11 protein-coding genes are annotated in these 13,147 nt (G+C 44.9%); 6 read left to right on the top strand and 5 right to left on the bottom strand.

Going from position 1 to position 13,147, the window contains the following annotated elements:
* Positions 1 to 38: 38 nt before the first annotated feature.
* From lysA to F3J22_RS00040, 4 genes are all read right to left on the bottom strand, one after another.
* On the bottom strand, positions 39 to 1,262 hold the full coding sequence (gene lysA / locus F3J22_RS00055) for a diaminopimelate decarboxylase (protein ID WP_167013055.1): 1,224 nt from the start codon (positions 1,260 to 1,262) through the stop codon (positions 39 to 41).
* 132 nt (positions 1,263 to 1,394) lie between these two features.
* On the bottom strand, positions 1,395 to 1,793 hold the full coding sequence (locus tag F3J22_RS00050) for an RNA-binding S4 domain-containing protein (protein WP_167013053.1): 399 nt from the start codon (positions 1,791 to 1,793) through the stop codon (positions 1,395 to 1,397).
* 71 nt (positions 1,794 to 1,864) lie between these two features.
* Positions 1,865 to 3,235 carry a dipeptidase gene (locus F3J22_RS00045; RefSeq protein ID WP_167013051.1) on the bottom strand — a complete coding sequence of 457 codons (1,371 nt, stop codon included), beginning with the start codon at positions 3,233 to 3,235 and terminating at the stop codon, positions 1,865 to 1,867.
* Positions 3,236 to 3,550: 315 nt separating this feature from the next.
* A complete protein-coding gene (locus tag F3J22_RS00040; protein WP_167013049.1) occupies positions 3,551 to 4,015 on the bottom strand; it encodes a response regulator in 465 nt (154 codons plus the stop codon).
* A 394-nt stretch (positions 4,016 to 4,409) separates the two neighbouring features.
* Between F3J22_RS00040 and F3J22_RS00035 the strand changes: the two genes are divergently transcribed.
* The 4 genes from F3J22_RS00035 to F3J22_RS00020 all read left to right on the top strand — a co-directional run bounded on the left by F3J22_RS00035 (position 4,410) and on the right by F3J22_RS00020 (position 7,280).
* Positions 4,410 to 4,988: a LemA family protein gene (locus F3J22_RS00035; RefSeq protein ID WP_167013047.1), complete on the top strand. Its 579-nt coding sequence runs from the start codon at positions 4,410 to 4,412 to the stop codon at positions 4,986 to 4,988.
* 76 nt (positions 4,989 to 5,064) lie between these two features.
* Positions 5,065 to 5,520 (top strand): TPM domain-containing protein, encoded by a 456-nt coding sequence (locus tag F3J22_RS00030; RefSeq protein WP_167013045.1) that lies wholly within the window; start codon positions 5,065 to 5,067, stop codon positions 5,518 to 5,520.
* 38 nt (positions 5,521 to 5,558) lie between these two features.
* The gene (locus F3J22_RS30725; protein WP_167013043.1) at positions 5,559 to 6,347 is read left to right on the top strand and encodes a YgcG family protein; all 789 of its coding nucleotides are present in this window, start codon (positions 5,559 to 5,561) and stop codon (positions 6,345 to 6,347) included.
* A 21-nt stretch (positions 6,348 to 6,368) separates the two neighbouring features.
* Positions 6,369 to 7,280, top strand: a complete 912-nt coding sequence (locus tag F3J22_RS00020) for a DUF1835 domain-containing protein (protein ID WP_167013041.1) — start codon at positions 6,369 to 6,371, stop codon at positions 7,278 to 7,280.
* A gap of 143 nt (positions 7,281 to 7,423) precedes the next feature.
* On the opposite strand, the gene F3J22_RS00015 is transcribed toward F3J22_RS00020, so the two are convergent.
* Positions 7,424 to 9,955, bottom strand: coding sequence for a M1 family aminopeptidase (locus F3J22_RS00015; RefSeq protein WP_167013039.1), 2,532 nt, complete (start codon positions 9,953 to 9,955; stop codon positions 7,424 to 7,426).
* A gap of 289 nt (positions 9,956 to 10,244) precedes the next feature.
* Here F3J22_RS00015 and F3J22_RS00010 point away from each other — a divergent pair, with 289 nt between their 5' ends.
* Both F3J22_RS00010 and truA read left to right on the top strand, forming a co-directional pair.
* Positions 10,245 to 11,813: a DUF4476 domain-containing protein gene (locus tag F3J22_RS00010; RefSeq protein ID WP_167013037.1), complete on the top strand. Its 1,569-nt coding sequence runs from the start codon at positions 10,245 to 10,247 to the stop codon at positions 11,811 to 11,813.
* Positions 11,814 to 11,897: 84 nt separating this feature from the next.
* Entirely contained in the window at positions 11,898 to 12,653 is a 756-nt protein-coding gene (gene truA / locus F3J22_RS00005; protein WP_167013035.1) for a tRNA pseudouridine(38-40) synthase TruA, read from the top strand.
* Positions 12,654 to 13,147 lie beyond the last annotated feature (494 nt).

The following is a 13,147-nucleotide window of genomic DNA, read 5'->3' as shown; positions in this document are numbered from 1 at the left end:
GACATTTGCATGATAACAGCTTACGATCATGCTATATTTTAAGCCAGTTCAATCTGGTTTTTCAGCAGGTCTTCCAGGGTATCTCTCCTGCGGATCAGCTGCGGAATACCATCTTTTACAAGCACTTCTGCCGGTTTCAGGCGGGAGTTGAAGTTAGATGCCATTTCGAAGCCGTAGGCACCGGCATTGTAAAATACCAGGAAATCACCCTCTTTCACTTCATTGATCTTTCTATCCCAGCCAAAGGTATCTGTTTCACAGATATTACCCACCACAGTATATATTCTCTCTGTACCTTTTGGATTAGAGATATTTTTAATGAGATGGAAAGAATCGTAGAACATAGGACGGATCAGGTGGTTAAAGCCTGAGTTTACGCCTACAAATACGGTAGCGGTTGTTTGCTTGATTACATTCGCTTTTACCACGAAATAGCCGGCCTGGCTTACCAGGAACTTTCCTGGTTCAAACCACAGCTGCAACGGGCGTGCATAATCAGCAGAGAATTTGTTGAATTTGTCGGTCAGTTTCTTACCGAGCAGTTCAATATCAGTTTCAGGATCTCCAGGCTGATAAGCTACCTTAAAGCCGCTACCAAAGTCGATAGACTCCAGGTCAGGGAATTGCTGAACCATTTCAAACATGATATCCACACCACGGAGGAATACATCCACGTCTTTAATTTCAGAACCGGTGTGCATGTGCAAACCTGTTACTTTCAGTTTGGTGGATTTCACGATACGTTCAATATGACGCAGCTGGTGAATGGAAATACCAAATTTGCTGTCTACGTGACCTGTGGAGATTTTAAAGTTACCACCGGCCATGATATGAGGGTTCAGACGGATACAGATAGGATAACTGTCACCAAATTGGTTACCGAACTGTTCCAGAATGGAAATATTGTCAATATTGATATTCACACCCAGGTTTTTCGCTGCTATAATCTCTTGAAGATCAACGCAGTTAGGGGTGAAGATGATATTTTTAGGATCGAAACCGGCTTTCAGGCCCAGTTGTACTTCCTGGATGGAAACGGTATCCAGACCACAACCCAATGAATTGATGTACTTCAGGATGTTGATGTTGGTCAATGCCTTACAAGCGTAAAAGAAGCGGGTGTCAGACTTATGAAAAGCCTTCTGAAGCTTTTCGTACTGCGTTTTAATCTTTTCTGCATGGTAGATATAAACGGGGGTACCAAATTCTTCCGCAATTTTCACCAGGAAATCGGTGCTGAGAACGTCACTTTGTTTAGGCATTTTGATCCTTTGATTTAGAAATTAGTTGGCAAAATTACTACGCAAATACGAGATTTTTATCTTTTCTCGTAACTACTGTGCAGAGATAGGAGATTTCAATGGCAAAGGGGCTACAGGAGGGCAGATGATGGATTATTCATCATCGCCATCCATAAAACCATCCAGGGTACGGCGGTTCTTTTTGGTCGGCCGCCCGATCTTACTCTGACGTTTACCGGTCTGAAACACACTGGCTTCATATTTAGGCGCCAGCTTATCTTCTTCAGGGGTGTTATCCACATAGTATTTGATGGCCTCGCTATAAGCCTGCCTGTTGGCCAGTAATCCAACTACCTCAATCACCCATTTACGGGCTTCTGTCTTGATCTCAAACTTATCGCCTACAGATACGGGCTTTGCCGCTTTTACCGTTCCGCCATTCATTTTTACCTTGCCACCGTCGCAGGCATCTGCTGCCTGGCTGCGGGTTTTGAATACCCTAATGGCCCACAGGTACTTGTCTACTCTTAATTTCTCGTTTGTACTACTCATACTGTGAAGTTAAAAAAAATGGTCCGATCAGCCGTAGGGCCAATCGAACCATTTTATGAATATCGATCGCACTACTTGCTTAATTCCGCAAAATACTTGTGGAAGTAAGGAATAGTCTCAATTCCTTTGTAATAGTTAGCTAAACCGTATTTCTCGTTAGGAGAGTGCAGGTTGTCGCTGTCCAGACCAAAGCCCATCAACACGGTTTTCAGTCCCAGTACCGATTCAAACAATGCCACGATAGGAATACTACCGCCGCCACGTACAGGGATTGGTTCTTTACCGAAGGTAGCGTTGATCGCCTGCTGTGCTGCTTTGAAGGCAACAGAGTCTGTCGGGGTCACATACGGACTACCGCCATGGTGCTTGGTTACCTTTACTGTCACGCTCTTAGGGGCAATCGCCTCAAAGTGTTTGGTGAACAGGTCAGAGATCTCATGCCAGTCCTGGTCAGGTACCAGACGCATAGAGATTTTCGCAAATGCTTTAGAAGGCAGAACAGTTTTGGAACCTTCGCCGGTATAACCACCCCAGATACCGTTTACTTCCAAAGTAGGACGGATACCGGTTCTTTCGATGGTGCTATAACCTTTCTCTCCCCATACATCATTGATGCCCAGGTCTTTCTTGTATTCTTCCTCGTCAAAAGGAGCAGCATTCAGTGCAGCTCTTTCGTCGGCAGTCAGGTCCTGTACGCGATCGTAGAAGCCAGGGATGGTAATGTGATTGTTTTCGTCGTGCAGACTGGCAATCATTTTAGCCAGAATAGTAGCCGGATTGGCTACGGCGCCGCCATAAACACCGGAGTGAAGATCGCGGTTAGGGCCGGTTACTTCCACTTCCATATAAGCCAGGCCACGTAAGCCGGTATCAATGGAAGGATCTTCCAGGCTGATCATGGAAGTATCTGAAATCAGGACTACATCCGCTTTCAGACGCTCTTTATTTTCTTTCAGGAAGATACCCAGGTTAGCAGAACCAACTTCTTCCTCTCCCTCAATCATAAATTTGATGTTGCAAGGGATGGAATTGGTTTTATTCATGGTTTCAAAAGCCTTCACGTGCATGTAGAACTGACCTTTATCGTCAGCGCTGCCACGGGCATAGATATTACCATCTTTGATTACCGGTTCAAACGGACCACTGTGCCAGAGCTCCAGCGGGTCAGCAGGTTGTACGTCGTAGTGACCATACACCAGTACAGTAGGCAGGGAAGGATCAATTAATTTTTCACCATATACGATAGGATGACCAGCTGTCGGACATACTTCTACATTATCAGCACCTGCTTCAATCAGGCGTTGTTTCACTGCTTCAGCGCAACGCTCTGTGTCTTTATTAAAACGGGAATCTGCACTCACCGAAGGTATGCGTAACAGATCCAGCAGTTCTTCCAGGAAACGATCTTTGTTTTGAGCCTGGTAATCTTTCCAAACTTGCATGATTGATGAAGTTAAGTTTCACAAAGGCTGCAAGTTAAGGATTTTGCTTACTGTGCCATGCCGAAAACTTATCCACCAGCATTATCTGCTATTGAATACAATGAAATATAATCGCCTATATTTTATCTAAATAGATTATTCAATCATTGTTCGTTAGATAAATGTCCGGGATTATTTTAAGGAGATAAAAATTCTGTAATTAACAGGCAGGTATTTATTCCTTATCAGGATGTTGGCAATGATTCAGCTGGAATAGGTTGACATTGAAATACAGGTAATAGCAATATTGTAAAGGATGCCGGCAATCTGACCTGTTTAGGAAATCAGTTTCTGACGAACGAGGAACTCCAGTTTCTCGTTTACATCTAATAATTTGGCTGTCAGCTCTTTGTTTTCCTTTCTCAGGGAATATACCTCGTAGGCCTTTTCAATGTTGTGCTTCAGTTCCTCTTCATTCCAGGGTTTGGAGAAGTACTTATACACCTGTCCCTTGTTGATAGCATCAACTACGGCATTGATGTCGGCATATCCGGTAAGTAACATGCGGATTGGTTCGGGGTGACGCTCAAGTATAGATTCAAAGAATTCGATACCTGTCATTTTGGGCATGCGCTGATCCGAAATAATGATGTGAAATTCCTGCTCTTGCAGCAGCTTTTCTGCCTCTTCGGCTGAAGTAGCGGTGAATACATTATAAAGCCTTCTGAATGAAGCTTTAAATGCATTCAGGTTGTGTACTTCATCATCGATATAGAGTATGTTAATGTGTTGCGCACTCATTTAAGAAGACTTAGATCCAAGTAATTAAAAATAAATGAGTTAGAAAACAATGAAACCTTAGAAATCGATTTAGTTACCATTCTGCCCCATTCATCTATTGCGATAATCCGCCTGAAAATGAGCAATTATCGTTGTGTAAAGGTACATATAAACATACTGTTTTAGCATGAATTTTTCATGCAATGGATGAACTTTTTTTAAAATTTATCGTTTCGCTATGCATTAGCGTTTTAGTGCATTTCTTTCGCTACATTCGTGTATAACGGAAATACTGGCGTTCACCGCCTTTTTTATAGTATTCACCGGAGTTTTTCACTACTTACACCGGTAATGCCCCAAAACAGGAATACGTTTTGCGCAATACCCGGAACTTAAACTTTAAATTCAAACTCAGATGAGAACAGGTATTATTGTACTTATTGTACTAGCACTTTTGGTAATGGTTGGTTGTGGTAAATACAACGGAATGGTACAGGAGGACGAAACTGTGAAAAATAAATGGAATACCGTTCAAAGTGCCTACCAACGCAGGGCCGATCTTATCCCTAACCTGGTATCCACCGTGAAAGGTGCCGCCAACTTCGAAACTACTACCTTGACTAAAGTAATGGAAGCACGCGCCAGCGCTACCCAAATCAAAGTAGATGCTAACGACCTCACTCCGGAAAAAGTTCAACAATATCAGGCCGCACAAGGTCAGTTATCTCAGGCACTCGGCAGACTCCTCGCCGTATCTGAAGCATATCCGGACCTGAAAGCGAATCAGAACTTCCGCGACCTCCAGGTGCAGCTCGAAGGAACAGAAAACAGAATCAACGTAGCCCGCAACGACTTCAACGATGCCGTTGCCTCCTACAACAAAACCATCCGCACGTTCCCGAATAACATTGTTGCCGGCGTTACCGGTTTCAAACAAAAACAAGGGTTCACTGCCGATGCTGCCGCTCAGGAAGCGCCTAAAGTGCAATTCTAATCTTCTTATATCCGGCATTTGAGATAAGTCCCCGCCCAACCTGCGGGGACATCTCTCCGATAAATCCATTTAAATCATGGGGCTTTTACCATTTAAACGAAAAGAAATTTTTTCTGAATCGGAGAAGACCAGACTCGTGCAGGCTATCCGGGTAGCCGAAAGACTTACATCCGGTGAAATAAGGTTATTCGTAGAAAGTCATTGCAAATATGTGGACCCCATAGAAAGAGCCAGAGAGGCTTTCACCTCCCTCGGTATGGAGAAAACTAAACAACGCAATGGCGTATTGGTATACGTGGCCATAAAAGACAAACAGTTCGCTATCCTGGGTGACCAGGGTATTCATGAAAAAGTAGGTACCGACTTCTGGATAAAAGAAGCGAACCTCATGCGCTCGCACTTCCGTGACAGCCACATCATTGAAGGTATCGAAGAATGTATCCGCGAAATCGGTGAATCCCTTCGTACCCACTTCCCACATGAAGCCGATAATGTCAACGAACTGCCAGACGATATCGTCTTCGGTAAATAGATGGCCACCCTTTTCAAACATCTTTAGCTTTGTTACTAATGAGAATATTACGTTGGTTCTTACCGGTAGTATTGCTGTTTTCAGGACTGCTGGCACATGCACAAAACATTCCGCCGCGTCCTAACCCGCCAACACTGGTAAATGATTACGCAGGCGTTTTATTGAGAGATGAAGACGAAGCGCTCGAAAGAAAATTAGTTGCTTACTACGACAGCACTTCTACCCAGGTGGCAGTGGTGATACTCAAATCTGTCGGTGATTACGATATTAGCCAGGTGTCCCTGAAAATCCTCAGAGATTGGGGTATCGGTACCAAAGGCAAGAACAATGGCGTCCTTATTCTTGTTGCTGTAGATGACAGGAAAATAAGAATAGAAACGGGTTCCGGCGCAGAAGGCGCACTCCCCGACGCACTGGCGAATCAGATCATTTCGAATTCAATACAGCCGGCCTTCAGAGAAGGCCACTACTACCAGGGCCTTGATGATGCTACCAATGATATCATCAAAGCAATGAAAGGGGAATACAAAGCAGATCCCCGTCAGAGTAAACCCGGTATTAGCCCTGGTGCATTATTCCTCCTGATCATGCTGATCGTAATCGTGATCTCCCTCATCGGAAGAGGAGGTGGTGGCGGTGGCGGCGGCGGTGGTCGCGGAACTACCTATAACCGCAGAGGCGGTTGGATCTGGCCAGTATTAGGCGGAATGGGTGGATTCGGCGGCGGTGGCGGCGGTTGGTCCGGAGGCGGTGGTTCCGGTGGTGGCGGCTTCGGTGGCTTCGGCGGAGGTTCCGGAGGCGGCGGCGGCGCCAGCGGCAGCTGGTAATTAACGCAAAAAAATATTGTTATGTCATACCTGCATGTTTTGAATGGAGATGCTGTCCTGACTGCCTTTAACCAAAGCAGCCTGCCCGGTGATATCGTAGTATGCAGGGAAGTCCTCTGCGAAGGAAAAGTCAAAAATACCAAAGACCCAGACGTATTCTTCGAAAGCAGGGCCAAACACCTCGAATTCCATTATGGTATTGACAAACAATCATATTATACACAGGTTGTACAGGAACTGGAGAAAATAAAACCCTCCGGTTCCTTACAGGAAATCATCCTCTGGTTCGATAATGACCTCTTCTGCCAGTTCAACCTGCTATTCATGATCCACCTCATCCGGCAACGCTTCAAAGCCTTGCCGCTGATCACCCTGGTGGATCTCCCCAGACACCCCACTCCCGAAAATTATGCTACCCTTTTCGAAACGCGCACTACCCTTACTGAAACTGATCTCGAAATAGCAGACGATATATGGGATGCCCTCTGTCTGGATACACCACAGGCCCTGGAACTCTTCTCACATATGAACAACGGCCATTTTAAACACATGGCCACCGCCATCACGGCACACCTTTCCCGGTTTCCCAATACCGAAAACGGACTCAGCTCCATACAGGAATTCTTCCTGCAACGCCTCCAAATGGGCGATTACCGCTGGTATGATCTTTATAAACTCTTCTGGGACTCACTACCTGTTTATGGCTTCGGCGACTTCCAGCTGGATGTCATGACCAACAGAATGATTAAAGCCGGCGTACTGGAACAGGATGATCAAATGCTTCGTATCACTTCCCTGGGATCGGAAATACTGGCGAATGAAGAAAATTATATGGATTATGCCCCCATGGAACACCGATGGCTGGGCGGGGTCAGACTCAAAACAAGCCGCTGGCGCTGGAATAAAAAGCTGCAACGTCTCGTCTCCATGTAAAAAATCAGGCAGGCATCTTCCTAAGGGAAAATCTACATAATATATTAATAATCAATATAATTATCTACATAAAAAAAGAGGATTGGCAATAGCCAACCCTCCTGTATTGTAAATGGTAAAACCTTGATAAAGGTGAACCCGAATTATTTAGTTTGAATCTCTTTCGCTTTTTGCTGCATATAGGCCGCCTGCTTGAATAATGCATCACGGTCGGCACCAGTCGCTTTTCCGGCGTTATCTTTCTTAACATCAGAAATATTCTCCAGGAAGTTAGCGATATACTTATTTACGGTCGGATTTTTAAATTGCTCGCACATTGCCTGTACCTGATCAACTCCCTTGATAACAGCTTCCGTATCATTGATTTTAGATAAGAAGCCCAGGTAGTCAAAAGCGGCATTCAGCTTATCTTGTCCGCCGGTTTCTTCAAACTTCTTCGCTACATACCCCAGATCCGCATTGCTGCCTTTCTTGGCATACACCAAAGTGATAGCATTTACCAGCTTGCCTTTAGAATCGGCCTGCAGGTCTTTGGCAATGCTGTAGGCCTTATCCAGGTCCAGCTGACTCAAAGCTTCCAGTGCAGCGCCTTCTACGCCATAAGACCTGTCTTTCGTTGCTGCCTCAAACAAAGGTATATATGTCTTGTCTTTCAGGCCGCCCAGTGCTCTGATAGCTGCCGCTTTGGCAATGGAGCTGGGATCATTTTTCGCCATCTCTGTCAAAGCAGGAAGAGTAGCGGATTTAACAGCATCCACATCGAGCTTGAGGCCTTCGGCTGTCAGTGCTCTCAGACCAAAGTATTTATCTTTCAACGCTGCCTTTAATACTTTAATGGCATCTGGCTTGTCCTGTTGGTCCAGTGCTTCTTCAATAGCCAGGCGGCGATCGAGGTAGTTAGGCGCATTGAAATATTGGAAAACATAGGTGCTGAAATCACGATGATCATCGCGTTTTCCGAGGATTACCTTATCGGCATCCACGTTTACCAGGTCTGGCTTAGCGGCAACATTGAAGGTAAAGGAGTCTGCACGGTTTTTCAGGGTCACATTATACCTTGTTTTGCTTCCGCCGGCGTACACATCGATGGCCATCGGCAGTTCCCATACTTTATCTGCTTTTTGCAGCTGATTAATCAGTACTGTCACTTTACCAGGTGCATATTTATAGCTGATATCCAGTTCTGGAGAGCCTTTTCCGAAATACCACTGGTTGAAGAACCAGTTCATATCCCTGCCGGTAACCTCTTCAAAGGCCAGGCGCAGGTTGTGTGCTTCGGCAGATTTAAAGGCATTTGTTTTCAGGTAGAGGTTCAGCGACTTAAAGAAAGCAGAATCACCAACAGCGTTGCGCAGCATATGCAGGATGCAGCCTCCTTTCTGATAGGTGATCTGATCAAACATATCTTCTTTGTCTTTATAATGGAACCTTACCAGGTCAGCATCGCCGGAATACTGCACCATTTGCATGTATTGGTTGGCATTATCCAGGATATGCTCGTCAGCAGCGTCTTTGCCGTACTTGTGTTCCAGCCATAGGTATTCGCTGTAATCTGCGAAAGACTCGTTAACAGTCAGGTTGCTCCATGATTCTGCAGTAACCAGGTCACCAAACCAGTGGTGGAACAGCTCATGCGCAATCACAGTTTCGTTGTAATTGTTGTTGTCGAGCAGCTCTCTGTCGGTTTTCTGCATGAATTCACCATGGAGGGTAGCGGTCGTATTTTCCATGGCACCGGAAACGTAGTCACGGCCTACGATCTGGGAATATTTCACCCATGGATATTCATAGCCCAGGATATTACTGTAGAAGGTCATCATTTCAGGGGTATTGCCGAAAATGTTCTTCGCATACTTCTCAAAAGGCTTTTCCACATAGTAATTCACTTCTTTTCCTTTCCAGCTGTCTTTTACGATGGCATAGTCACCAACGGCCATCATAAAGAGGTAAGGAGCATGTGGGAGGTCCATTTTCCAGGTATCTGTCCGGGTGCCGTCAGCATTTTTCTTCTGGCTGACCAGTTTACCATTGGAAAGGGTTACATATTTATTTTCCACCGTCATGCTGATTTCTTCGGTGGTTTTCTGGTTAGTTTTATCGATGGTAGGGAACCAGGCAGAAGAACTTTCTGTTTCTCCCTGTGTCCATATCTGGATTGGTTTATTAGGATCTTTTCCGTCAGGATTGATGAAATACAGGCCTTTGGCATCAGAGATGGCAGCACTGCCTTTTACTTTCAGCTCATCAGGTTTGGCGGTATAGTCGATGTAAACCGTATATTTCTCTTCTGGCGTATATATTTTAGGAAGATGAATGAATAGTTGGTTTTTGTCATATGTGTATTTCAACGGGACATTTTTCCCGTTCTGGACCATTTCCACCGCATTGATATCCATTCCTTTGGCGTCGAGTGTGAGGGAATCGGTATTATAGAAATGCGGTTTCAGCGTGATCCATGCTTTACCATAGAGGTATTTCTTTGCATAATCGAAGCGTACATCCAGTTTGGTGTGTTGCAGGTCATTGATTTTAGTGGCAGATGCCCGGTAGATTTTCAGGAGAGAGTCTTCAGGGTTAACTTTAGCTGACTGCGCATAGGTGTTGTGCCCTGGTCCCAGAAGGGCGGCTCCACCCAGGAGCAGTCCGAATAACGACAGCTTCAGATGTTGATTCATGTAATTAAATTTATTGTGAATATCTGCTTTATAGCAAATAAAGCGATTCAAATTTAAACAAATGGGTCAAATAGCAGCCAAGTGGTTAAAAATGCTATTTTTGTTTTAATTCGGTTCATGAGTCAGCACTACGATCAAGGCAGTAATCGATAGAATTGTCAGGGATGGATGTAGTTATCAAGCCTGTATGCGGCATATATACGCCATATATGAGGTATGAAATAAGGCAGGGCGCTTATCGTACTGGAATAATATTTGTTTAAGAGAGCTTTTATACGATCAATTAAGTATGCAGTTAAACTACAGGACTGTAATATTAGCCTGTTTATGTCTGCTGTTGGGTACCCGTATCGTGGCCCAGAGTCAGCAAAACCCGCACTATTACATATATATTCAGAGTGAAAAGGGGCAGCCTTTTTATGTAAAACATGACGGGGACGTCCTTAGCTCCACGGAAAGGGGATATATTATCCTTCCTAAACTGAGCAATGGTGCGGTCCCTATTACTGTAGGCTTCCCGAAAAACGAGGCGCCGGAGCAGCATTTCAATATCAGGGTATCCCAGGCGGACCAGGGTTTTCTGTTGAAGAAAGCTTCTGCCAACGCATATGCCTTGTATAATATGCAAACCTTCCGGGAGCTGAAATCTGACGCACTGCAGAAAGCTACGGCAGATGAATCAACCCAGGAGCCGGAAAAACCGGTGGAAACTGCTGCTGTAGCTACCACTGAGCCGGATACCAGAAAGGATATGATGAATGACCTGCAGAAAGATGTGCAGTCAGCTGTTGGCACTACCGCTGTTGTGACCAATACCGCTGTGAAAACACCGAAGCCTTCAGGAAATGGTTTTGCCTCAGCACTTGATAAAATCGTTGTTAGTGGCGATGACAGGGAAGACGTAGTTGCAGAAGCCAATAAAAATACTGCTGTAGCAAAAGGCTCCGGTAAAGCGGCTGCCGCTGCTGTTATCAAAGAAAAGGCAGAAAGGGCACCGCTTACAGATGATGAGAAAGCGCTGTTGGCTGATGTATTGGCAGAAGAGAGCAGAACAGCCGCCAGTGAAGCCGCTGCAGATGATGTAGCTAAAGGTGCCGGCAGCGAAGGAAATACCAGGAAGTCAAAACATCATAAGAAGAAAGAAAATGATCCTGAGTTTATAGATTTTCAGGATGATAAAAATGCAGCCCCTGCTGCACTGCCGCCAGCAACGCCGGCTCAGACATCTTCCGCTACCATCACTCCGGTAGAAGAAGAAGCACCTGCGCCTAAGAAGAAGAAACATAAAGCCAGTGAAGATGCTGACGTAGCAGTGCCTGTTACAGAAGCAGCAGTACCTGTAGATGTAGCAGAAACACATAGTACCGGTAAAAAGAAACATAAAAAAGAGGATACCCGCTCCGGTGAGATCGTAACAGATACCAGCGGCTATGGTGTGGCAATGTATGATCAGCCGGCACCTGCCAGAAAGAAAAAGAAAAAAGACGAGGACGAAGCCGTAGCAGCAACAGATGAATCAGCCGTAGCAGCGAATAAGAACGTGAATCCGCGTCTGATCAATTCTGACTGTGCCAATATCATGGATGATGCCACCTTCCGTAAAATGCTCCGTAGGTTCGTAGCGGCAGCCTCAGATGATGGTATGCTGGATGTTTTCCGTAAACAGAGCCGCAATTATTGTATGGAAACCACGCAGATCAAAACACTGGCGCAGCTGGTAGTAGGAGAGGATGCCCGTTACCGTCTGCTGGATATGGCTTACTCCAAAACATATGATACAGAGAAATATGCCGGACTGGAGTCTGTACTGACAGACAATTACTATAAAGGCAGATTTAAAGCGATGTTACATAAATAAAGAACTATCACAAATATTATTAACAGGGGGGATGTCCGGCACGGATATCTCCCCTGTTCTTTTTTCGTATTACCTTCGCGCCGTATGAACAGATACTTTATAGAGGTTGGTTATAAGGGGGCGCAATTCAGCGGCTTTCAGGTACAGGAGAATGCCCATACCGTACAGGCCGAGGTAGACCGTGCGCTCAGTACACTATTAAGGACTAAAATAGAGAGTACGGGCTCGAGTCGTACCGATGCCGGTGTGAATGCCAGGCAGAACTTCCTGCACTTCGACACGGATCTGCCTTTACATCCTCAGTTTTTATATAAGATCAATGCTATTCTGCCGGCAGATGTAGTACTGAACCAGATATACCAGGTACCGCCGGATGCACATAGCCGGTTCGATGCGGTAGCCCGTTCCTATGAGTATACATTATATACGCATAAGGATCCCTTTATGCAGGATAGGGGCTATTTCTTCCCGTATAAGCTGAATATGGACGCCTTACAGGAAGCTGCAGAGATTATTAAGTCTTATGAAGACTTCACCACCTTTTCCAAGCGGAACACACAGGTGCATACATATATATGTAGAATAGAGGAGTCTGTATGGAGAGCAGAAGGAGAGCGTGTAGTCTATAACGTTACAGCCAACCGTTTCCTTCGTGGAATGGTGCGAGGCCTTGTTGGTACGATGTTACGGGTGGGTAGAGGTAAGCTCAGTATGGCACAGTTCAGGGCTGCTATAGAGAGTAAGGATTGCACAAATGCTGATTTTGCAGTACCCGGACATGGGCTCTTTCTGATGAAAGTGCACTATCCGGAAGGATTATTGACCCCATATCCGTTCTGATCCCGAAAAATATTGTAGGCTGAAATGCTTTTTGGTAAAGTATTTCAGCTTTTTTATTAAAAATAATTAAGGAAAAAGTTGGTAGATATAAAAATCCGCTTACCTTTGCAGCCCGCTTTGATAGAAAGCACGGCAATAAAAGCTCTTCACGACATTGAATTTTCACCCGCTTCATGCAAATAGGCATCAGTGCTAACAGCTTGTTAGTATTGTGTTTGAAGGCACTGAAGCAAAAAAATAAAAATTGAAAAATTTTGAAGAAAAATTTGGTGAAAATAAAAAGTTGATTACCTTTGCAACCCCAACGATAACGGGGCGATAAGCGAAAAGCGATTGTCGGATTGAAATACTGAAATGTACGCCGAACGGGCACAGAGATCGGATCTCATACATTAACAACGGTTACTACAGAGTAATCGAAAGTTCTTTGAAAGAATGGAAACAACAGCACGAATCAAATTAGTGATAGTTTGATTCACATAAACACAGGTAAT

It is taken from the genome of Chitinophaga sp. Cy-1792, from assembly GCF_011752935.1.
Taxonomy (GTDB): Bacteria; Bacteroidota; Bacteroidia; order Chitinophagales; family Chitinophagaceae; genus Chitinophaga.
Note: the sequence above shows the minus strand (reverse complement) of the source record. Positions and strands in the feature narration are given on the sequence as shown.